The following is a 21,487-nucleotide window of genomic DNA, read 5'->3' as shown; positions in this document are numbered from 1 at the left end:
CTGTCCGAGAGCGGACGTTGGTGACGACGGCTACCAGCCCCCTGCGGTCATCGACCCCGACGAAATCCAACACCCGCAAAGCGTCGCGCTCGCCGTTGGCCTCCAGCCCCCGAACTTCCCAGACCCGTCCCCAAGTCCCCCCGGCGCCGAACCCCTCGGTCAGCTGAGGCCGCCCGGCCCTCGCGAAGCTCAGGCCGGCGCCTCCATCTTCGCCCCCTCCACCTTCAACCACCCTCGGAACTGATCCAGCGCCCGGTTGCTCACCCCCGGCGCGGCCAGCAGCGCAAACCCGCTCTGGGCCGGGATGAAGCCGAAGGGGGCGACCAGCCGGCCGCTCTTCACATAGTCGGCCACCAGCGGCCAGGGCATCACCGCCAGCCCCAGGCCGGCGATGGCGGCGTCGAGGGCGAAGTGCAGGTGGGCGAAGGGCTGTTCGGGGGAGGGCGGCAGCTCCAGCCCCGCCAGGGCCGCCCAGATGGCCCAGCCTTGCGGGTGGGTCTGGGAGACCAGGCGCGGCGCCCGCAGGGCGTCGGGGAACCGCTGCGCCAGGCCCGGCGCCATCACCGCCCCCAGGTGGCTGGGCATGAAGGCCGTGGCCAGGGGATCGGCCAGCCGGCTGTTGGGAACCAGCCGCACCACGGCGTCGGCGCCGCGCTGGGCGGTGGCCTGGGGCGCGAGTTCGGTCAGGTGCAGGCGCACGCCGGGATGGGCGTGCGTGAACCGCGACAGGCGCGGGATCAGCCACTTCACCGAGATGCTGGCATTGACCGCGATGTGCAGGTCCTCGGCCCCGCCACGCACCTGGCGAACGGCGCCGGCGATCTGGTCGAAGGCGCCGGTGAGCGCCGGCAGCAGGGCCGCCCCGGCCGGGGTCAGTTCCAGCCGGTGCTTGGGGCCGGTGAACAGGCGCACCCCCAGGCTCTGCTCCAGGGCCTTCACCTGCCGGCTGACCGCCGAGTGGGTGACGTGCAGCTCCTGGGCCGCCAGGGTCGCCCGTCCGGTCCGCGCCATGGCCTCGAAGGCGCGCAGGGCGTTCAGGGAGGGCAGGGGGTCTGATGTGAGGTTTTCGAACATCTCCTTCCCAATATGTCGATTTCCGTCATGGGGCAATCGGCGCATAGACTTGTCATGGCGCGAAGGCCCCCACAGACCATGATCATGCTGGCCCTGGGCCTGGGGCAGACGATCGCCTTCGCCTCCAGCTTCTATCTGATGGGCGTGCTGGGCGACGACATGGCCGCCGACCTGGCGCTGCCGCCCACCTTCGTCTTCAGCCTGATGTCGGTGGCGCTGGCCGCCAGCGCGGTGGCCGCGCCGGCCGCCGGCCGCTGGGTCGACCGGCATGGCGGCAGGGGGATGCTGCTGGTCTCCAACCTGGTGTTCGCCGCCGGCCTTGGCCTGGTGGGCCTGGCGCGGGGACCGGTGCTGCTGACCCTGGGCATGATCGTCCTCGGCCTGGCCATGGCGCTGGGCCTTTACGGCACGCCTTTCGCCATCCTGGTGTCGCTCTATGGCGGCCAGGCGCGGCGCGCGATCACCGGGGTGGCCCTGATCGGCGGCCTGGGCTCCAGCCTGGGCTTCCCCGCCACCCACTGGCTGGGCCAGCAGTTCGGCTGGCAGGGCGCCTGTTTCGCCTGGGCCGGCGCCCACCTGCTCATCTGCCTGCCGCTCGGGGCCCTGGTCATTCCGCGACACCTCGACGGTCACATGTCGGCCCATGACGGCCCGCCCGCGCCGGTGGTCTGGGACCGCCGGATGATCCAGCTATCGGTTCTATTTGCAGGGGCCTGGTTCATTTCCACCTGCATGAGCACGCACCTTCCGCGGCTCCTGGTGGCCTTTGGTCTCTCCACGACCGTCGCCATGTCCACCGCCGCCCTGGTGGGGGTCGCTGCCGTCGCCGTCCGGGCCCTGGAGTTCGCCGTCCTGCGCCGCTTCCCGCCGCTGCTGGCCACCCGGGCGGCCACCCTCATGCACCCCCTGGGCGCCGCGGCCCTGCTCACCTTCGGCAAGGCCGCCGCCCCGGCCATGGCGCTGGGGCAGGGGGCCGGGAACGGCATGCTGACCGTGGCCAAGGGGGTCCTGCCGCTGAGCATCTGGGGGCCGGAAGGCTACGCCTACCGCTCGGCGGTGCTGGGCCGTCCGGCCCAGATCGCCCAGATCGGCGGCCCGGCCCTCTACGGCCTGGCCATCGACCGCTCGCCGACCCTGGCCCTGATGGGCGGCGCCGCGCTTTGCCTGGTCATGTTCGCCATGACCTTCGGCCTCAACAAGGACCCCGCGACATGACCCTTCTCGACGCCACTCTTGCTCACCCCCGCCCCGACGCCTTATACGCGGCTCGCAAAATGGAGACTCCAATGGAGATTCGCGAAGGGCTCACCTTCGACGACGTTTTGCTCGAACCCGGCGCATCGGATGTGATGCCCGGACAGGTGGATACCTCCACCCGTTTCACGCGCGAAATCAGTCTGAACATACCGCTCGTGTCCTCGGCCATGGACACCGTCACCGAGAGCCGTCTGGCCATCGCCATGGCCCAGGCCGGCGGTCTGGGCGTGCTGCACCGGAACATGACGCCTGACGAACAGGCCGAGCAGGTCCGCGAGGTGAAGCGCTACGAAAGCGGCATGGTCATCAATCCGATGACCATCAACCCGGACACCCCGCTCAGCGAGGTGCTGGCCATCAAGTCGCGCCGCAAGATCTCCGGCTTCCCGGTGGTCGAGCCCGACACCGGCAAGCTGGTGGGCATCCTCACCAACCGCGACATGCGGTTCGAGGGCTCCAGCGAGGTCCCGGCCAAGGCGCTGATGACCAAGGAGAACCTGATCACGGTCCGCGAGGGCTGCACCCAGGCCGAGGCCCGCGCCCTGCTGCGCCAGCACAAGATCGAGCGGATCATCGTGGTGGACGAGGCCTACCGCGCCGTCGGCCTGATCACCGTCAAGGACATGGAGAAGGCCCAGGCCCACCCCATCGCCGCCAAGGACGCCCAAGGCCGCCTTCTGGTGGGCGCGGCCTCCACGGTTGGGGACGGGGGCTATGAGCGCTCCATGGCCCTGGTGGACGCCGGGGTCGACGTCGTGGTCATCGACACCGCCCACGGTCACAACGCCGACGTCGGCGCCGCGGTCGCCCGCCTGAAGCGCGAAACCAACCGCGTCCAGATCGTCGCCGGCAACGTCGCCACCTACGACGGCGCGCGCGCCCTGATCGACGCCGGCGCCGACGCGGTGAAGGTGGGCATCGGGCCCGGCTCCATCTGCACCACCCGCATCGTGGCGGGCGTGGGCGTGCCGCAATTGACCGCCATCGCCGACGCGGTCCGCGCCGCCACGGGCACCGATGTCCCGGTGATCGCCGACGGCGGCATCAAGTACTCGGGCGATCTCGCCAAGGCGCTCGCCATGGGCGCCCAGGTGGCCATGATGGGCTCGGCCTTCGCCGGCACCGACGAGGCGCCGGGCGAGGTGTTCCTCTACCAGGGCCGCTCCTACAAGGCCTATCGCGGCATGGGCTCGCTGGGCGCCATGTCGACGGCCAACGGCTCGGCCGACCGCTACTTCCAGAAGGAGGTCTCGGCCCTGAAGCTGGTGCCCGAGGGCATCGAGGGGCAGGTGGCCTACAAGGGCCCCATCGCCGCCATCCTGCACCAGATGGTGGGAGGCCTGAGGGCCGCCATGGGCTATACCGGCGCCGCCGACCTGCAGGCCTTCCGCGACAAGGCCCGGTTCATCCGGATCACCGGCGCCGGCCTGCGCGAGAGCCACGTCCACGACGTCATGATGACCCGTGAGGCCCCCAACTATACGAGCCCGGTCTGAGACCATGAACGCAGCCCCCGAACTCCTCCTGATCGGCGCGGCGATCCTTGTCGGGCTGGTCCAGCTGCTCTGGGCGGCCGGCGCGGCCCGGGCCCAGCAGGACCTGAAATGGGCGGCCGGCCCCCGCGACGAGCACATGCCGCTCACCGGCGTCGCCGCGCGCCTGGATCGCGCCTTCAAGAATTTCCAGGAGACCTTCCCGTTTTTCGTCGCCGCCGTCTTTGCCGCCTATCTGGTGGCCAAGACCGGGCCCCTGACCCTTTGGGGGGCCGTCCTCTACGTCGTGTGCCGAGCCCTCTATGTCCCCCTCTACGCCGCCGGGATCTCCGGTGTGCGCTCCCTGGTCTGGTTGGTCAGCCTGGTGGGCATCGGCATGATCGTGGCGGCGATCTTCCTTGCGTGACGGGGGGCGCCTCTCGGCGGCCATCGAGGTTCTCACCGACGTCGAGGAACGCCACCGCCCCGTGCGCCTGGCCCTCAAGTCGTGGGGCAATGACGCGCGCTACGCCGGGTCGAAGGACCGCGCCTGGGTGTCGGGCCTGGTGCTGGACGCCCTGCGCCGACGCCGCTCGATCGCCTGGAAGATGGGCGACGACAGTGTCCGCGCCACGATCCTGGGGGTCCTGAAGTACGAGTGGGCCTGGCCGGTCGATCGCATCGCCGCGGCCGTCATCGAGGAGCCGCACGGCCACGGCGCCCTCACCGAGGCCGAGATCGCCACCCTGGAGGCCCCGCGCGACCTGGCCGAGGCGCCGCCCTCGGTGCGCGGCGACTATCCGGCCTGGCTGGAGGCCAGCTTCGCCCGCGCCTTCGGTGACCGCGCGGCCGGGGAGGGGGAAGCCCTGTCGGAACGGGCGCCCATCGACCTGCGGGTCAATACGCTGAAATCCGATCCGGCCCGCGCGCTGAAGGCCACCCAGCCGCTGAACGCCGCCGCCGTGCCCGAACTGGCCACCGCCCTGCGCATTCCCGCGCCGGCCGCCACCGACCGGGCGGGCGCCGTCGAGACCATTCCCGCCTTCTCCAAGGGCTGGTTCGAGGTGCAGGATCTCGGCTCCCAGATCGCCGCGGCCTGCGCCGGCGAGGTCAAGGGCGCCCAGGTGCTGGACCTCTGCGCCGGGGGCGGGGGCAAGACCCTGGCCCTGGCGGCCGCCATGGGAAACACCGGCCAGATCTACGCCTATGACAGCGAGGCGAGGCGCCTGGCCGACACCATCCGCCGCGCCGACCGCGCCGGGGTGCGCAACCTGCAAATCCGCTCGCCGGTGGAGGAAGACCCCTTGCGGGGTCTCGCCGCCAAGATGGACGTGGTCTTCATCGACGCGCCTTGCTCCGGCTCCGGCGCCTGGCGCCGTCACCCCGACACCAAGTGGCGGCTCTCGGAGGAGACCTTCGCCCGCCGACAGGCCGACCAGGACGCCGTCCTCGACATGGGCGCGACCTTCGTAAAGCCCGGTGGCCGGCTGATCTATGTCACCTGTTCGGTCTTGCCCGAGGAGGACGAGGATCGGGTCGCCGCCTTCCTGGCCCGCACCGAAGGTTTCGCTGTGAAACCCGCCACTTCGGACGAGCACCTCACCGCCCGCCTGACCCCGGAAGGCTATCTCCGCCTGACCCCCGCCACCGCCGCCACCGACGGCTTCTTCGTCGCGGTGCTGGAGCGTACGAAACCCCTCGCCGACAAAGCCCCATGACCTCCGAGCCCACCCACGAACGCGTCCTGATCGTCGATTTCGGCAGCCAGGTGACCCAGCTGATCGCCAGGCGCCTGCGCGAGAGCGGCGTCTTCTGCGAGATCCATCCCTACGACAAGGTCGAGGCCATGCTGGCCGACTTCGCCCCCAAGGCTGTGATCCTGTCGGGCGGCCCGGCCAGCGTCCACGAGAGCGAGAGCCCCGCCGTCACCAAGCGGGTCTTTGAGCTGGGCGTTCCGGTCCTGGGCATCTGCTACGGCGAGATGACCATGTGCGCCGAGCTGGGCGGCAAGGTCGAGGGCGGCCATCACCGAGAGTTCGGACGTGCGGAAATCAAGATCGAGAAGGCCTCGCCCCTGCTGGCCGGCCTCGGAAACGTCGGCGACCTCGAAACCGTCTGGATGAGCCACGGCGACAAGATCACCGCCATCCCGGACGGGTTCGAGGTCGTGGCCTCGTCTGTGGGGTCGCCCTACGCGGTGATCGCCGACGAGGCGCGCCGCTTCTATGGCATCCAGTTCCACCCGGAGGTGGCCCACACCCCGCGCGGCGCCCAGATGCTGAGGAACTTCACCCACGGCATCGCGGGGCTGACCGGCGACTGGACCATGGCCTCCTTCCGCCAGGAGATGGTGGCGAAGATCCGCGACCAGGTCGGCGACGGCAAGGTGATCTGCGGCCTGTCGGGCGGCGTCGACTCCTCGGTGGCCGCCGTCCTGATCCACGAAGCCATCGGGACCCAGCTGACCTGCGTCTTCGTCGACACCGGCCTGCTGCGTCACAACGAGGCCGAGCAGGTCGTCACCCTGTTCCGCGACCACTACAACATCCCGCTGATCCACGTGGACGCTGGCGACCTGTTCCTGGGTGAACTGGCCGGCGTCAGCGACCCGGAGACCAAGCGCAAGACCATCGGGCGGCTGTTCATCGAGGTCTTCGACAAGGAGAGCGCCAAGATCGAGGGCGCGGCTTTCCTTGCCCAGGGCACCCTATATCCTGACGTCATCGAGAGCGTCTCGACGAGTGGCGGCCCCTCGGCGGTGATCAAGAGCCACCACAATGTCGGCGGCCTGCCCGACTACATGAAGCTGAAGCTGGTGGAGCCCCTGCGCGAGCTCTTCAAGGACGAGGTCCGGGCCCTCGGCGTCGAGCTTGGCCTGGCCCCGGCCTTCGTCGGCCGCCACCCGTTCCCAGGGCCCGGCCTCGCCATCCGCATCCCCGGCGAGATCACCCGGGAGAAGGTCGCCGTCCTGCAACAGGCCGACGCCATCTATCTCGACGAGATCCGCAAGGCCGGCCTCTACGACAAGATTTGGCAGGCTTTCGCCGTGCTGCTTCCCGTAAAAACGGTGGGTGTCATGGGGGATGCGCGCACGTACGAGGACGTGCTCGCCCTGCGCGCCGTCACCTCCACCGACGGCATGACCGCCGACTTCTTCGAGTTCCCCTGGGAGGTCCTCGGCCGCTGCGCCACCCGGATCATCAACGAGGTCCGGGGCGTCAACCGCGTGGTCTACGACGTGACCAGCAAGCCGCCGGGCACCATCGAGTGGGAGTAGCCGGCGCCGCGCCGCCGGCATGACCTCCTAGCGGGTCGCCAGGAAGGCGTAGCGGTTGAGGCTGAAGAAGAACGCGTCGCGGGCGATCAGGGCGTCCTGATCGAGACGCCAGGCGTCGATCTCATCGGGGCTCAGCCCAAAGCGGTCGCCATTGGCGCGAACGAAGTTGTGGATCGACCGCAACATGCCCCCCGCATAGCTGGCCGGCTGCCAGCGCGGCGACAGCATGGGCACGATCTCGACGCGCCGGACCTCGAATCCGGCCTGCCGCAGCAGGGGCCCGAGCTTGGCCGGCAGGTGAGGGTCGGCGAGGTGGGCGTCCCAGCACGCCAGCACGCGGTCCATGCGGGCGGGGTCCGATGAGTGCCAGACGATGCTGCGCCAGTCGGTGTCGAGGATCAGGGCGCGACCGCCAGGACGCAGGACCCGGTGAAGCTCCGTGAGCGCCTGCGGCATGTCGGGGACATATTCATAGACCTGGGTCGAGACAGCGGCGTCAAACTCAGCATCGGCGAAGTCGAGCCTGCCGGCGTCGCCTTGCAGGACCTGAGCCTGGGGGAGGTCGGAGAGGCGCTGAGTGGCGGCGGCGACCATGGCCGGTGCGTTGTCGAGGCCGACCATCCGGCCAGTGTCCCCCACCAGGCGGGCGATGTCGCGCGCCAGCAGACCGGGTCCGACCCCGACATCAAGGATGCACTCGCCCACCGTGGGGACGAGCAGGTCGAGCACCCGCGCCCGCTGGGCGACCACATCGGGCGACATATAGGTGGCCTCAAGCGATCGGACCGCCGCCTCGTCAAAGGTTAACTGGCTCATTCGGCGCCTCCCGAGTTGGCCCCGTCAGAATGGGGAAAGCGAAAATCGTTCGCAACGACGAACGATTTCACGAGGGTTTTCAAACCGCGTTGAGCGGGATCTTCAGGTAGCGGACGCCGTTGTCTTCCGGCTCCGGGAGGTGGCCGCCGCGCATATTGACCTGCACAGAGGGCAGGATCAGGCGCGGCATGTCCAGGGTGCGGTCGCGGGCCTGGCGCAGGGCGACGAAGTCCGCCTCGCTCACCCCGTCGTGGACGTGGACGTTCTCCCGGCGCTGCGCGCCGATCGTGGTTTCCCACACATAGTGCTCGCGCTCGGGCGCCTTGTAGTCGTGGCAAAGAAAGACCCGGGCCGCGTCCGGCAGGCAGAGCAGACGACGGACCGACCGGTAGAGGGTCGCCGCGTCGCCGCCCGGGAAATCGCAGCGGGCCGTGCCGTAGTCCGGCATGAACAGGGTGTCGCCCACGAACACCGCGTCGCCGATCACATAGGCCATACAGGCCGGGGTATGGCCGGGCACGTGAAGGGCGATGGCCTGCAGAGCGCCCAGGGCGAAGCGCTCCCCATCGCCGAACAGGTGGTCGAACTGGCGGCCGTCACGGGCGAAGTCGGAGCCGGCGTTGAACAGGGTTCCGAACGTCTCCTGCACCCGGGTGATCTGGTCGCCGATGGCCAGGCGGCCGCCCAGGGTCTGCTGCAGATAGGGCGCGGCCGACAGGTGATCGGCGTGGGCGTGGGTCTCCAGCTGCCAGACGACCTCCAGGCCCTCGGCGCGGACATAGTCGATCACCGCGCCGGCCGACCGTTCCGCCGTGCGTCCCGAGGCTGCGTCATAGTCCAGCACGCTGTCGATGATCGCGCAGGCGTTCGATCCGGGATCGCGCACCACATAGCTGACCGTGAAGGTGGCTTCGTCGAAGAAGGCCTTCACCTGCGGCCGGCCGGCGGGATTTTCCAGCGCCGCGCCGACAAGGGCCGTGGCGTCGGCCAGGGCGGTATCCGGGGAAGGGGTCTGTTGGCTCATGACGTGACACTCGAATTGCGCTTGCGTCAGGCAATATATATGCGAATATACGAAGATACAAGTGAGCTGATCTCAGACCGTCATGACCCTGATCACCATCCTGTCCGCTATGATGAGCGGCGCCGTCGTCGGCGCGCTCCTGGGCCTGTTCGGGGGCGGGGGGTCGGTTCTGGCCACGCCGTTGCTGCTCTATGTGGTGGGCATCCGCGATCCCCACATCGCCATCGGCACCTCGGCGGCGGCCGTGTCGGTCAATGCGGCCCTGAACCTGATCGGTCACGGCCGTGGCGGGCGGGTGAAGTGGCCCTGCGCCACGCTGTTCGCCGGCGCCGGCCTCCTGGGCTCCTTCATCGGGTCGAGCCTGGCCAAGGCGGTCGACGGCCAGAGGCTGCTGCTGTTCTTCGCCGTCGCGATGGCGACCATCGCGCTCTCCATGCTGCGGCGGCCGAAGTCGGAAGGTGATCCCGCTGTCCACATCAATGGCCGCCTGATGCTGAAGCTGGCTCCGCTGGGGGTCCTGACGGGCCTGGCGGCGGGCTTCTTCGGCATCGGCGGCGGCTTCCTGATCGTGCCGGGCCTGATGGCGGCCACGGGCATGACCCTGGCCCATGCGTCGGCTTCCTCCCTGGTTTCGGTGTCCCTGTTCGGCGCGGCGACCTCGCTGAACTATGCGGCCTCCGGCCTGGTGAACTGGCCGATCGCAGGGCTATTCATCGCGGGCGGTCTCGCGGGTGGCGTGGCGGGGGTTCGGGGGGCGGGCCTGCTGGCCGGCCGCGCCCTTCTGGCCCGGCGACTGTTCGCGGGCCTGGTTCTGGTGGTGGCGGCCTATGTGGCCTGGAGAGCGGTGAACGGATGAGTGGCGCGGACAATCTCTGGGACCGGCGCTATGCGCAGACGGACTACCTGTTCGGTGTTGAACCGAACGCCTTCCTGGCCGGTCAGGTGGGACGCCTGCGGCCCGGCCGGCGCGCCCTGGCGGTGGCGGACGGCGAGGGCCGAAATGGCGTGTGGCTGGCGCAGCAGGGACTATCGGTCCTCTCGGTCGACAGTTCGGCCGTCGCCCAGACCAAGGCCCGGTCGCTCGCTCAAGCCCGCGGCGTGGCGTTGGATTTCGAACAGGTCGACCTCAGCGCCTGGACCTGGCCGCGGGCCGAGTTCGATCTGGTGGTCGCCATCTTCATCCAGTTCGCAACGCCCGCGCTGCGGACGCAGCTGTTCGCCGACATGGCGCACGCGCTGAAGCCGGGAGGGTTGCTTCTGCTGCAAGGCTATCGACCCGAGCAGATCACCTATGGGACCGGCGGCCCCTCGGCGGCGGAGAACCTCTATACCGAACCCCTGCTGCGGGAGGCCTTCGCCGGCCTGGAGATCATCGAACTCCAGAGCCACGACACCGTGATCCACGAAGGCGCCGGCCACGACGGCCTCTCGGCCCTGATCGACCTGGTCGCCCGGCGCCCGGTCTGATCGGAAACACGCTCGGAGCCGCCTCGGTCAGGCTGTCCAGGCCTTCAGCCGGTCCACGCCGCTATTTCGCGCGATAGATATCGCAGAGCGTATCCAGCACCCGCACGGCCGCCGGATCGTCGAGCCGATAGTAGATGGTCTGGGCCTCGCGCCGGGTGCCCACCAGGCCCTCGGCGCGCATCTTCGCCAGGTGCTGCGAGGTGGTCGACTGGGCCATCTTGGCGTGGTCGGCGAGATCCCTCACCGAGGCCTCGCCCTCAATAAGCCGGCACAGCAGCAGCAGGCGCGGCTCGCTGGCCAGCAGCTTCAGAAGACGCGCCGCCGCCTGGGCGCTGTCGGCCAGCTCGGAGAGTTCGCCGAGGGCCGGGCGGGGGGCGACGGATGTGCTCATCTGCTTAATGTAGAAGATAAGCATGAACGATCAAGGCCGGCCCCCCTGGGCCAGCCTATGATGCGTCCGATTTCTTACTTGGCGGCAAGGGGGCGACCATCGTCGCGCAGGACGATGTAGATGGCGGGAATGACCAACACGGTCAGCAGGGTCGAGGAGGCCAGGCCAAACAGCAGCGAGATCGCCAGGCCCTGGAAGATCGGATCGGTGAGGATCACCGCCGCGCCGATCATGGCCGCCGCGGCGGTCAGCACGATGGGCTTGAAGCGGATGGCTCCGGCCTCGATCAGCACCTCGCGCAGCGGCCGGTCGCCCGTCTGGCTGTGCCGGATGAAGTCCACCAGCAGGATCGAGTTGCGCACGATGATGCCGGCGAGCGCGATGAAGCCGATCATCGAGGTGGCGGTGAACGGGGCGCGGAACAGGATGTGGCCGATGACGATCCCCACCAGGGTCAGGGGGATCGGCGTCAGGATCACCAGGGGCAGGCGGAAGCTTTTGAACTGGGCGACCACCAGGACATAGATCCCCAGGATCGCCACCCCGAAGGCGGCGCCCATGTCGCGGAAGGTCACCCAGGTGATCTCCCACTCGCCGTCCCAGAGCACGGTGGGCTTGCTCTCGTCGGTCGGCTGGCCGTGCATGCGGATGTCGGGTTTCGGAACGTCCTTCCAGTCGCCCTCTCGGATCGCCTTGTCGACCGCCATCATGCCGTAGATCGGCGCCTCGTAGGCGCCGGCCAGCTCGCCCATGACCATGTCGACGTCACGGCCGTCGCGGCGGAAAATGTGGGTCGAGCCGGGTTCGTTCGAGGCCGTGGCCACCTCGCCCAGCGACACCAGCCTGCCGCCAGGTCCCTGCGACACGGCCACCGGCATGGAGGACAAGCCCTGGCCCCAACTACGCGCCGATTGCGGCAGGCGCACCGAGATCTCCAGGGGGTCGCGGCCATCCCCCCGATGGGCGTAGCCGACCACCTGTCCGCCCAGGGCCGCGGCGATGGAATCATGGACGTCCCGGTCACTGACCTTGAGCGCCTCCAGGCGATCGCGGTCCGGAACCAGCCGGAGACCAGGCCGGGCCTGGCCGTAGCTGTCGTCGATGTCGACGATATAGGGCACGGCGTGGAACGCGGCCTTCACACGCTCGGCCACGAGCCTGCGGGTCTTGGCGTCGGGGCCATAGATCTCGGCCAACAGGGTCGCCATCACCGGCGGTCCCGGCGGCGCCTCGACGACCTTGATGGCCGCGCCGGCGGGCAGGTCGACCTTGGCCAGCTTCTGGCGCAGATCCAGCGCGATGGTGTGGCTCGAGCGGCGGCGCTCGCCCTTGGCGGCCAGCGTCACGGAGAGGTCGCCCATCTCGGGGCGGGTGCGCTGGTAGTAGTGGCGGACGAGGCCGTTGAAGTTGAAGGGCGAGGCGGTCCCGGCAAAGGCGTCGATGGCGGCCACTTCGGGCAGGGTCCTGGTGATGATGGCGGCGTCGGTCAGGGCGCGCTGGGTCGCCTCCAGGGAGGTCCCCTCGGGCATGTCGAGCACCACCTGCAGTTCGGATTTGTTGTCGAACGGCAGCAGCTTCACGGTCACGGTCTTGGTGGCGAACATGGCGCAGGCCACCAGGGTGGCGAGGCCGACGGCGATCAGGAAGGTCCAGGCCGACCGGCGGGTGGCGATCACCCGGCCCGCGACCTTGCGGTAGATCGCGCCGAGCTTGCCTTCGTCGTGGTGGGCGGGGCGATCGGCCAGGGTCTTGCGGGCGAAGCGCACCATCAGCCAGGGGGCGATGACCACCGCGACGAAGAATGAGAACACCATGGCCGCCGAGGCGTTGACCGGGATCGGCGCCATGTAGGGGCCCATCAGCCCCGAGACGAACAGCATCGGCAGCAGGGCGGTCACCACGGTCAGGGTGGCCACGACGGTGGGATTTCCCACCTCGGCCACGGCGTCGATCGCCGCATCGACCCGGCTTCGCCCATCGCCCATCGCCCAGTGCCGGGCGATGTTCTCGATCATGACGATGGCGTCGTCCACCAGGATGCCGATCGAGAAGATCAGGGCGAAAAGGCTGACCCGGTTGATCGTGTAGCCCAGCAGGTTGGAGGCGAAGAGGGTCAGCAGGATCGTGGTCGGAATGACCACGGCGGTGACGCCGGCCTCCCGCCAGCCGATGGCGAACCCGATCAACACCACGATGGAGACGGTCGCCAGCCCCAGGTGGAACAGCAGCTCGTTGGCCTTCTCATTGGCGGTCTCGCCATAGTCGCGGGTCACCGCCACATCGAGGCTGTCGGGCAGCAGCGTGCCCTTCAGCGCCTCGACCCGGGCCAGGGCGGCGTGCGAGACGACGACGGCGTTGGCGCCCTTGCGCTTGGCGATCGCCAGGCTGACGGCGGGGGCCTCGCTCCAGCCCTGCACGGTCCGTGCGTAGCGCCAGGCCCGCGCCTGGTCCTCGCGCGGCGCCTCGATCACCTTGGCGACGTCGCGGACATAGACACTTTCGCCCTTGGTCGAGGGCAGGGCCAGCAGGCCGATCTCGGTGGCGGTGGTCAGGGTGCGGCCGGCGGTGACCTCGACAGACTGGCCGCCATTGCGCACCTGGCCGGCGGGGAAGGCGCGATTGGCCTGGCGAATGGTGTCCATCAGGGCGCCCAGGGAGACGCCATGCTGGGCCAGTCTGGCGGGATCGGGCTCGACGCGGATCTCCTGCGGCCGGCCGCCGACCAGGAAGGTGAGGCCGACGTCGTCGACCTTGGCCACCTCTGTGCGCAGCTTTCCGGCCAGCTCGTAGAGCGCCTGGTCGGTCCATCGATCGGCGGCGCCCGGCTTGGGCGACAGGGTCAGGACCAGGCTGGGGACATCGTTGATGCCGCGGGTCTGGATCAGCGGCTCGGGAATGCCGGCGGGGATGCGGTCGTAATTGGCGCGGATCTTCTCGTGGATACGCACGGCCGCGGCGTCGGAGTCGACGCCGACCTTGAAACGGGCGGTGACCATCACCTGGTGGTCATCGGCGAAGGTGTAGACGTGCTCGACCTCCGAGACGCTCTTGACGATGGCCTCCAGCGGCTTGCCGACCAGTTCCACGGCGTCCGTCGCCCGCAGCCCCGGGGCGGCGACCATGATGTCGACCATGGGCACGCTGATCTGGGGTTCTTCCTCGCGCGGGATGGACGCCAGGGCCAGCAGGCCGACGGCGATGGCGGCCAGCAGGAACAGCGGCGTCAGGGGTGAGCCGATGGTCGCCTTGGTGAGGCGTCCGGAGATGCCGAGGTTCATTTGCCGGCCCCGGCCGGGGTCAAGACGTCGCCGGCCCGAAGCCCGGAGAGCACCTCGACGGTCTGTGGGGTTGGGCCGGCCGAGGTCTGGATCGGGGTCTCCGACAGACTTCCGTCGGCCTGGACCCGCCGCGCATAGTCCACCCCGAACCGGGTGACCACATAGGTGCGCGGGACGACCAGGGCCTGGCGCTCGCCGATCTTGATCTGCGCGCGGACCCGCTGGCCGATCAGGTCCTGCGGCAGGTTGGGCGCCGTGGCGTCAGCGGTGACCTGGCCGGCCGTGATGGAGGGATAGACCTCGGTGATCGTCCCTTGCGACGCGAGGCCCCGCAGGTCCTCGGCCGCCAGTTGGACGATGTCGCCAGCCTTCAGGGCCCGCGCCTGGCCTTCCGGCAGCTCAATGCGGACCACCATGGGGCCGGCGGTGAGACGGGCGATGGACTGACCCGGCATGACCACGGAGCCCACGGGGACATCGGCCACCAGGACGCGCCCGGCGGCCGGCGCCAGGATGGCGCCCTGGGCACCGAGTTCGGCGCTCGCGCCCCGCTGGGCGCGGGCCGCCGCCAAGTTGGCGTTCGCAGACTTGGCCTGGGCTTCCACCTGGTCGAGCCGCGCCTGGGCATAGACGCCATGAGAGAAGAGATAGCGGGTGCGCCCCAGGTCGGCCTGGGCCCGGCTGGCTTCGGCCGCCGCGGCATTGACCTGGGCGTCGAAGGCGCTGGTCTGCAAGGCCAGCCGATCATCCTTGATCCGGGCGATCACCTGGCCTTGCCGGACGATGTCGCCTTCCTTGACCGCCAGGGAGACCAGGGTCCCGGAAATCCGTGCGCGCGCCTCGGCCATGTCGCGGGTCGTCAGGGTCGCGGGCACGGGCTTGAGGTCGGCGACGGTCTGCACCTGGACCGTCAGGCGCCCAGCGGCCGGCGCGGTCCTGGGAACCGAGGCGGCGGGCTTGGTCTCACCGCAGGCGCCCAGCAGAAGCGCCGCGCCCAACGCCCCCAGCAAATATGGCCGTGCCCTCATGGTGCGCCCTCCCGGACCTTGTCGACTAGCTGCGACCGGTGACGGTCGGCAGGCCCGCGGCCTTCCAGGCCATCAGCCCGCCGGCCAGGTGCGTCTTGATGACCTGGTTGGCTTCCTGGCACTTGCCGACCGCCATGGCCGAGCGTTTGCCGCCGGCGCACTGCAGGACGATCGTCTTGCCCCCTGCGTCCGGCAGGGCGGCGGGGTCGAAGGTGGACAGCGGGACATTCTGCGCGCCGGCGATCCGCTCCTCGGCGAACTCCGCCGGCTCGCGGACGTCGATCAGCAGGATTTCCTGCGCATCAAGGGCGGCCTTCACCTGGCTCGCGGTGAGGTCGGTGGTCTTGGGGGCGCCGAACATGGACAGTCTCCTTAAGGATGGGCGCGGTCAGGGACCGTGCAGAAGAGTTGCGACAGGGTCTCGACCAGGGCGCGGGCCTGACCGCTCTGCAGGCCGTAATAGATCGTCTGGCCATCGCGCCGGGCGGCCACCACGCCATCGCGGCGCAGTAGGCCCAGGTGCTGGGAGGCCAGGGTTTCACGCACCCCCAGCAACTGGGCGAGCGCCCCAACCGACTGCTCACCATCGATTAGCGAGCAGACGATCATCAGGCGGTGCGGATTGGCCAGCGCCTTGAGGAGGGCGCAGGCGTCGTCCGCGGAAGCCTTCATGGCGGGCAGGTCGAAATTCATAGTTGCGTATATGCGACTATTCACATATTCAGTCAAGCGATCACGTTGGCATCCTAGGTCCGCCCTCGCAGCCCGGATGTGATCGAGGTCAAAGTCAATTGCTCAGCATAGGCGGACCCTGCCGCATGCCGTTGACGGCCTCTGGAGGAAACACGATATGGCCAAGCCAACCATTGTCATCCTGGGAGCCGGACTGGGCGGCGCGATCGCCGCCTTCGAGGTCAAGGCCGCCGTTGGCGACAAGGCCGAGGTGAGCGTGGTGTCGCAGGGCGACACCTTCCACTTTGTCCCGTCCAACCCCTGGGTCGCCGTTCACTGGCGCAAGCGCGACGCCATCGAGGTCAAGCTGCCGCCTGTGTTCAAGAAGAAGGGTGTCAGCTTCTCAGGCGCGGGCGCCAAGCGCGTCGATCCTTCCGCCAACCGGATCGAACTCAACGACGGGGCGGTGCTCGACTACGACTATCTGATCATCGCCACCGGTCCTGAGCTGGCCTTTGACGAAATCCCCGGTCTCGGACCCCATGGCGGCTTCACGCAGTCGGTCTGCCACGTTGACCATGCGGTGGTCGCGGGCGAAGCCTTCGACCGTTTCGTGGAGAACCCCGGCCCGATCATTGTGGGCGCGGCGCAGGGGGCTTCTTGCTTCGGCCCGGCCTACGAGTTCGCGATGATCCTCGACACCGAGCTGAAGCGCCGGAAGATCCGCGACCGGGTGCCGATGACCTTCGTCACCTCCGAACCCTATATCGGCCACCTGGGCCTCGACGGCGTGGGTGACACCAAGGGCCTACTGGAAAGCGAGATGCGCAACCGGCACATCAAGTGGGTCACCAACGCCAAGGTGACCTCGGTCGAGGCCGGCCTGATGCACGTCGAGGAGATCGCCGAGGACGGCTCGGTCAAGGCGACTCACGATCTGCCCTTCGCCTTCTCCATGATGCTTCCGGCCTTCCGGGGCGTGGCCGCCGTGCGCGGGATCGAGGGCCTGACCAACCCGCGCGGCTTCATCGTCGTCGACAAGCACCAGCGCAACCCGACCTTCCCCAATGTCTTCGCCCTGGGCGTCTGTGTCGCCATCCCCCCCACGGGCAAGACGCCGGTGCCGGTTGGGGTGCCCAAGACCGGGTTCATGATCGAGAGCATGGTCACGGCCATCGCCAGGAATCTCGGCCAGATCATCGACGGACAGGCCGCCACCAACGAAGCCACCTGGAACGCCTTCTGCCTGGCCGATTTCGGCGATGGCGGCGTGGCGTTCGTCGCCCAACCGCAAATCCCGCCGCGCAACGTCAACTGGGCGGCCGAGGGCAAGTGGGTGCACCTGGCCAAGGTCGCCTTCGAGAAATACTTCCTTCGAAAGATCAAGCGCGGCGAGAGCGAGCCCTTCTACGAGAAGCTGGCCCTCGACGTGATGGGCCTGCGCAAGATCAAGGGCTGAGCGCTGCGCCGGTTCGTCGTCGCCTGGACCCGCCAGGCCTTGGTCCAGGCGTAAGCCCGGGCCGCCATCAGGAACTCGATCATGACTATCGACCGTATGGTTTTCGTCTTCGCCGGCGCCGTGGTGCTGCTGAGCATCGCCCTGGCTCACTATGTGCATCCCTGGTGGATCGCCTTGGCCATCTTCGCCGGCCTCAACATGATCCAGGCCGCCTTCACCGGCTTCTGTCCGGCTGCGATGGTGTTCAAGAAGCTGGGCGCGAAGCCCGGCGCCGCCTTCCGCTAGTCTGGACCCGGGCGTCTTCGCCCCTGGTCTGGCCGTCGCCTTGGTCAGCCGGCGGCCTGGCTTGCCGGCTCCATCTCCGCGGCGATGGTCCGCAGGGCCTGCTCGAAGGCCGCGGCGGGCTGGCCGCCGGAGATCAGGTAGCGGTCATTGATCACCACGGCGGGAACCGCGCTGATCCCGGCCATCTGCCACTTCCGTTCCGCGGCGCGGACCTCTTCGGCGTAGCGGCCCGAGACCAGCACATCGCGCGCCTGCGCGCCGTCGAGGCCCGCGATCTCGGCGACAGTCACCAGAGTGTCGTGGTCCGCCGGGCTCTGACCGTTGGTGAAATAGGCGTCGAACAGGGCGCGCTTCAGCGCCGCCTGGCCGCCGACGATGTCGGCCCAGTGCAGCAGGCGGTGGGCGTCGAAGGTGTTGTAGATGCGGCTCTCGGGGCCGGTCTTCATCGTGAAGCCGACCTCCGCCGCCCGCGCATGGATCGCGGCGCGGTTGACCGCCGACTGCTCCGGGGTCGCTCCATATTTCTCGCCGACGTGCTCGACGATATTCTGGCCGCCGGCCGGCATGTTGGGATTGAGCTCGAAGGGCTGGAAATGGATGTCGGCGGTCACGAGATCCCCGACGTTGCGCAGCGCTTCTTCCAGGCCGCCCAGGCCCACCACGCACCAGGGACAGGAGACGTCGGAGACGAAATCGATCTTCAGGGTCTTGGTCATGCGGCGTCTGCCGTCTGCGCGGCCATCATGCCGTGGCGCGGACCGGCAGCTTCCAGCCCGGCCGCACGAAGTGGCAGGTGTAGCCGTTGGGAATCCGCTCGAGGTAGTCCTGGTGCTCCGGCTCGGCTTCCCAGAAGTCGCCCACCGGCTCGACCTCGGTCGTCACCTTGCCCGGCCACAGGCCCGAGGCCTCTACGTCGGCGATGGTGTCCAGCGCCACCTGCTTCTGGGCCTCGTCGGCATAGTAGATCGCCGAGCGGTAGCTCATGCCCATGTCGTTGCCCTGGCGGTTCTTGGTCGTCGGATCGTGGATCTGGAAGAAGAACTCCAGCAGGGCGCGATAGCTGATCGCGGCCGGATCGAAGATGATCTCGATGGCCTCGGCGTGGGTCCCGTGATTGCGATAGGTGGCGTTCTTCACGTCGCCGCCGGAATAGCCGACCCGGGTGGAGATCACGCCGTCATAGCGGCGGATCAGATCCTGCATGCCCCAGAAGCAGCCGCCGGCCAGCACCGCACGTTCCTGACTCATCGATCTTCTCCTTCAACTCTGGACGACCCTAGGCGCCCGGCCGCCTGAGGCCAAGCCCGGTTGATGGCTAGATGGGGTCCTTGCCCGCCGATCCAAGCCTCACCTTCGACCGGGCGGCCCGGACGGCGAATTTCGGCCACACCCGCGTGGTCTCTGCATCGCTCCACCGACGCGGAGTTTCCCATGCGCCCGAGCTTCCTGATCCTCGCGGCCGCCCTGGCCGCGGCCTCCACCGCCATGGCGGCGGAGGGCCGGTTCATCCACCCCGCCGATACCAACAAGGACGACCGGCTCAGCAAGGCCGAGTGGGACGCCTACAAGCTGCCGGCCGCGGAGTTCGCCAAGGCCGACAAGAACGCCGACGGCCTCATCGACGGCCCCGAATTCGGCGCCTGGTACATGGCCCGGCAGGCTTCCAAGTAGCGAACTACCTGGCCGCGGCGATCTCGTAGAGGAAGTCGACATAGCTCATGCTCGACCCCACCAGGCCCTGGACCTTCGGGTTGCTGGACTCGATCACGTAGTATTCGTTGGGTGCATGGGCGCCGCTGCCATGGCCCAGGCCGAACTGGCCGGCGGGCAGGCTGACCGGCGCGGAGGTGAAGGTCGCTCCCGGCCAAGACCCCGCCAGGCGCGGATAGATCGTGGTCGGCACGTTGTTGCGCTTGTAGGTGGCCAGCTCGGCCTTGATCACCCGGCTGTTCTCGTCGGTCTCGGTGGGGTCGTAGCCGCCGCTGACATTGACCTCGATGTCCTTGAAGCCGCGCTTGTCCAGGTGAGCCCGCAGCTTGGCCACCGAGTCCTCGGCGGTCATGTTGGGCACCAGGCGCAGGTCCATCTTGGCGACGGCGCGGCCGGGCAGCACGGTCTTGCCGCCGGGACCGGTATAGCCCGAGACCAGCCCCTCGATATTGACGGTCGGCTGTGAGGCCAGCCGCTCCAGGGTCTTCTCCCAGGGCAGGTCGTCGATGAAGTGTTCGACGCCGAGCGCCTTCTTGGCGTCGGCCTCGCTGAGCTGCCTGCCGGCCAGCGCGATCAGCTCCTTCTCGCGGGCGGTCAGCGGGCGGACCTTCTCGAAATAGTTGTCGATGGCCGGCGTATTGCCGTCCGGGGTCACCAGGGTGGTCAGCGCCTGCACCAGCCGCCAGGCCGGGCTGTCGACGCGGGCCTTCTCGCTGGAATGGATGTCGGTCTTGGGACCTCGGCCCCACTTGGCGCCGCTGGCCACCAGCTCCAGCTCGACGATGCCCTTGGCGCCCAGGTTGACCGTCACGCCGCCGTCGCTCGGGCTCTGCCAGCCGGCGGGGATGATCACCCCCTCGCACTTCTTCAGGGCGGCCAGGATGTGGGGCTTGGTGACGATCTGGCGGAAGTGCGGGCTGCCGATCTCCTCCTCGCCCTCGCAGATCAGCACCAGGTTGACCGGGGACTTCTTACCGGCCGCGCGGATGGCGTGCAGCCCGGCCAGGAAGGCCGCCTGCGGGCCCTTCTGGTTCACCGCGCCGCGGCCCACGATCACCTTGCCGAAGCCGGGCTTGTCGACGATGCGCGCCTCGAGCGGCGGGGAGGACCATTCGGCGGGATCATACTGCTTCACGTCGTACATGAAGTAGATGCCCATCCAGCGCTTGGCGCCGACGTCCAGGGTGGCGAACACGCCGGGCGCGCCGTCGGTGGGGACCTTCTCGACGTGCTGGAAGCCGGCGTCCTTGGCCAGGGCCGCCATGTAGTCGGCGCCCTTTTCCATATCGAGGTTTTCGGCGGCGATGGAGGGCAGGGCGATCCAGTCCTGGATGCGCTTCACCGAGGCGGCGTAGCCCGCCTCGGCGGCCTTGCGGATTGCGGGCAGGTCGCCGCTGGCGGCGAAGGCCAGGCTGGGCGTGAACAGGGCGGCGGCCGCGCCTCCGGCCAGCAGCGTGCGACGATCGGCGGCGAAGGCGCCACCGGTTTCCGGGTTCGACATCCCAATCCCTCCAAGCCTGAATGGCGGGAATAGGACCGTCATAATCCCGGTGCGGCAAGGGCGATCTGGCCGAGCAATGTTCGCTCAGATCCGGGCCTGCCATGCGCCCCAGCAAACACCCAACTCCGCTCATCCCCGCGGCGATCTGCACGGGAGCCTCCGGGACGCGGAATTGACGCCACGAACATCCTCCAGAAGGTGGGACGCCAATCCGATGGCCATGCGAAACAAATCTCTCCCGCCATGTCACGCCAGGCGCCGCTGTCCCGTCTCATTGGCGACACCCGTTTCAAGGACCTGAAGATGAACCCGCGTATCCGAAATCACTTCAAGCACATGCCCGACGGCCTCAAGGCCATGACCGCGCTTGAGGCCAGCATTGCCGCCAGCGGCCTGGAGCACAGCCTCATTGAACTGGTGAAGCTGCGCGCCTCCCAGATCAACGGCTGCGCCTTCTGCATCCACCTGCACGTCACCGACGCCCGCGCCCACGGCGAGAGCGAAATGCGCCTGCACATGCTGAACGCCTGGCGCGAGTCTCCGCTCTATACTGACCGGGAGCGGGCGGCGCTCGCCTGGGCCGAGGCCTTGACTCTGCTGGCGGCGACCGGCGCCCCTGATACGGATTTCGAGCTGGTGAAGGCCCAGTTCAATGAGGCCGAGCAGGTGAACCTCACCCTGGCCATCGGCGCCATCAACCTCTGGAACCGGCTGCAGGTGGGTCTGCGCGCCGCCCATCCGGTGGACGCGCCCAAGTGACCGACCCCGGCGCGATC

General features: G+C 68.8%; 22 protein-coding genes. 11 read left to right on the top strand and 11 right to left on the bottom strand.

Annotated features, from left to right (window positions below; all coding sequences use genetic code 11):
• Positions 1-189: 189 nt before the first annotated feature.
• The gene (locus tag Q7J39_RS04785; protein WP_304820978.1) at positions 190-1,074 is read right to left on the bottom strand and encodes a LysR substrate-binding domain-containing protein; all 885 of its coding nucleotides are present in this window, start codon (positions 1,072-1,074) and stop codon (positions 190-192) included.
• 54 nt (positions 1,075-1,128) lie between these two features.
• Here Q7J39_RS04785 and Q7J39_RS04780 point away from each other — a divergent pair, with 54 nt between their 5' ends.
• The 5 genes from Q7J39_RS04780 (at position 1,129) to guaA (ending at position 7,080) form a co-directional block, all read left to right on the top strand.
• Positions 1,129-2,289 (top strand): MFS transporter, encoded by a 1,161-nt coding sequence (locus Q7J39_RS04780; RefSeq protein ID WP_304820976.1) that lies wholly within the window; start codon positions 1,129-1,131, stop codon positions 2,287-2,289.
• Positions 2,290-2,360: 71 nt separating this feature from the next.
• On the top strand, positions 2,361-3,827 hold the full coding sequence (gene guaB, locus Q7J39_RS04775; protein ID WP_304820974.1) for an IMP dehydrogenase: 1,467 nt from the start codon (positions 2,361-2,363) through the stop codon (positions 3,825-3,827).
• A 4-nt stretch (positions 3,828-3,831) separates the two neighbouring features.
• Positions 3,832-4,230, top strand: coding sequence for an MAPEG family protein (locus Q7J39_RS04770; protein WP_304820972.1), 399 nt, complete (start codon positions 3,832-3,834; stop codon positions 4,228-4,230).
• Positions 4,223-5,521, top strand: coding sequence for an RsmB/NOP family class I SAM-dependent RNA methyltransferase (locus Q7J39_RS04765; RefSeq protein ID WP_304820970.1), 1,299 nt, complete (start codon positions 4,223-4,225; stop codon positions 5,519-5,521). The genes Q7J39_RS04770 and Q7J39_RS04765 overlap by 8 nt, the downstream gene beginning before the upstream one ends.
• Positions 5,518-7,080, top strand: a complete 1,563-nt coding sequence (guaA, locus tag Q7J39_RS04760; protein ID WP_304820968.1) for a glutamine-hydrolyzing GMP synthase — start codon at positions 5,518-5,520, stop codon at positions 7,078-7,080. The genes Q7J39_RS04765 and guaA overlap by 4 nt, the downstream gene beginning before the upstream one ends.
• A gap of 27 nt (positions 7,081-7,107) precedes the next feature.
• On the opposite strand, the gene Q7J39_RS04755 is transcribed toward guaA, so the two are convergent.
• Positions 7,108-7,896: a methyltransferase domain-containing protein gene (locus tag Q7J39_RS04755; protein WP_304820966.1), complete on the bottom strand. Its 789-nt coding sequence runs from the start codon at positions 7,894-7,896 to the stop codon at positions 7,108-7,110.
• A 79-nt stretch (positions 7,897-7,975) separates the two neighbouring features.
• Complete coding sequence (locus tag Q7J39_RS04750) at positions 7,976-8,920, bottom strand: MBL fold metallo-hydrolase (RefSeq protein ID WP_304820963.1); 945 nt, start codon at positions 8,918-8,920, stop codon at positions 7,976-7,978.
• Between the two features lie 82 nt (positions 8,921-9,002).
• On the opposite strand from Q7J39_RS04750, the gene Q7J39_RS04745 reads away from it, so the two are divergent.
• Both Q7J39_RS04745 and Q7J39_RS04740 read left to right on the top strand, forming a co-directional pair.
• Positions 9,003-9,776, top strand: a complete 774-nt coding sequence (locus Q7J39_RS04745) for a sulfite exporter TauE/SafE family protein (protein ID WP_304820961.1) — start codon at positions 9,003-9,005, stop codon at positions 9,774-9,776.
• Positions 9,773-10,387, top strand: a complete 615-nt coding sequence (locus Q7J39_RS04740; protein ID WP_304820959.1) for a cyclopropane-fatty-acyl-phospholipid synthase family protein — start codon at positions 9,773-9,775, stop codon at positions 10,385-10,387. Before Q7J39_RS04745 ends, Q7J39_RS04740 begins: the two co-directional genes overlap by 4 nt.
• A 61-nt stretch (positions 10,388-10,448) precedes the next feature.
• Here Q7J39_RS04740 and Q7J39_RS04735 read toward each other — a convergent pair whose 3' ends face one another.
• The 5 genes from Q7J39_RS04735 to Q7J39_RS04715 are packed head-to-tail and all read right to left on the bottom strand — an operon-like array spanning position 10,449 to position 15,756.
• Entirely contained in the window at positions 10,449-10,802 is a 354-nt protein-coding gene (locus Q7J39_RS04735; protein ID WP_304820957.1) for a helix-turn-helix transcriptional regulator, read from the bottom strand.
• Between the two features lie 50 nt (positions 10,803-10,852).
• Complete coding sequence (locus Q7J39_RS04730; RefSeq protein ID WP_304820955.1) at positions 10,853-14,056, bottom strand: efflux RND transporter permease subunit; 3,204 nt, start codon at positions 14,054-14,056, stop codon at positions 10,853-10,855.
• Positions 14,053-15,084 carry an efflux RND transporter periplasmic adaptor subunit gene (locus Q7J39_RS04725; RefSeq protein WP_304820952.1) on the bottom strand — a complete coding sequence of 344 codons (1,032 nt, stop codon included), beginning with the start codon at positions 15,082-15,084 and terminating at the stop codon, positions 14,053-14,055. Before Q7J39_RS04725 ends, Q7J39_RS04730 begins: the two co-directional genes overlap by 4 nt.
• Positions 15,085-15,109: 25 nt before the next feature.
• Positions 15,110-15,445 (bottom strand): rhodanese-like domain-containing protein, encoded by a 336-nt coding sequence (locus Q7J39_RS04720; protein WP_304820949.1) that lies wholly within the window; start codon positions 15,443-15,445, stop codon positions 15,110-15,112.
• Between the two features lie 11 nt (positions 15,446-15,456).
• A complete protein-coding gene (locus tag Q7J39_RS04715; protein WP_304820947.1) occupies positions 15,457-15,756 on the bottom strand; it encodes a helix-turn-helix transcriptional regulator in 300 nt (99 codons plus the stop codon).
• Positions 15,757-15,934: 178 nt separating this feature from the next.
• On the opposite strand from Q7J39_RS04715, the gene Q7J39_RS04710 reads away from it, so the two are divergent.
• Positions 15,935-17,215, top strand: a complete 1,281-nt coding sequence (locus Q7J39_RS04710) for an NAD(P)/FAD-dependent oxidoreductase (RefSeq protein WP_304820944.1) — start codon at positions 15,935-15,937, stop codon at positions 17,213-17,215.
• Positions 17,216-17,296: 81 nt separating this feature from the next.
• Positions 17,297-17,500, top strand: coding sequence for a DUF2892 domain-containing protein (locus tag Q7J39_RS04705; RefSeq protein WP_304820941.1), 204 nt, complete (start codon positions 17,297-17,299; stop codon positions 17,498-17,500).
• A 44-nt stretch (positions 17,501-17,544) separates the two neighbouring features.
• Here Q7J39_RS04705 and Q7J39_RS04700 read toward each other — a convergent pair whose 3' ends face one another.
• Both Q7J39_RS04700 and msrA read right to left on the bottom strand, forming a co-directional pair.
• Complete coding sequence (locus Q7J39_RS04700; protein ID WP_304820940.1) at positions 17,545-18,216, bottom strand: DsbA family oxidoreductase; 672 nt, start codon at positions 18,214-18,216, stop codon at positions 17,545-17,547.
• A gap of 25 nt (positions 18,217-18,241) precedes the next feature.
• Positions 18,242-18,748, bottom strand: a complete 507-nt coding sequence (gene msrA, locus Q7J39_RS04695) for a peptide-methionine (S)-S-oxide reductase MsrA (RefSeq protein ID WP_304820938.1) — start codon at positions 18,746-18,748, stop codon at positions 18,242-18,244.
• Positions 18,749-18,931: 183 nt separating this feature from the next.
• Here msrA and Q7J39_RS04690 point away from each other — a divergent pair, with 183 nt between their 5' ends.
• Positions 18,932-19,171: a hypothetical protein gene (locus Q7J39_RS04690; RefSeq protein ID WP_304820936.1), complete on the top strand. Its 240-nt coding sequence runs from the start codon at positions 18,932-18,934 to the stop codon at positions 19,169-19,171.
• A gap of 4 nt (positions 19,172-19,175) precedes the next feature.
• On the opposite strand, the gene Q7J39_RS04685 is transcribed toward Q7J39_RS04690, so the two are convergent.
• On the bottom strand, positions 19,176-20,711 hold the full coding sequence (locus Q7J39_RS04685) for a M20/M25/M40 family metallo-hydrolase (RefSeq protein WP_304820934.1): 1,536 nt from the start codon (positions 20,709-20,711) through the stop codon (positions 19,176-19,178).
• Between the two features lie 303 nt (positions 20,712-21,014).
• Here Q7J39_RS04685 and Q7J39_RS04680 point away from each other — a divergent pair, with 303 nt between their 5' ends.
• Entirely contained in the window at positions 21,015-21,470 is a 456-nt protein-coding gene (locus tag Q7J39_RS04680; protein WP_304820932.1) for a carboxymuconolactone decarboxylase family protein, read from the top strand.
• The last annotated feature ends 17 nt before the right edge of the window (positions 21,471-21,487 follow it).

Source organism: Phenylobacterium sp. (assembly GCF_030651185.1).
Taxonomy (GTDB): Bacteria; Pseudomonadota; Alphaproteobacteria; order Caulobacterales; family Caulobacteraceae; genus Phenylobacterium.
This window is presented reverse-complemented; position numbering and strand designations above follow the sequence as displayed.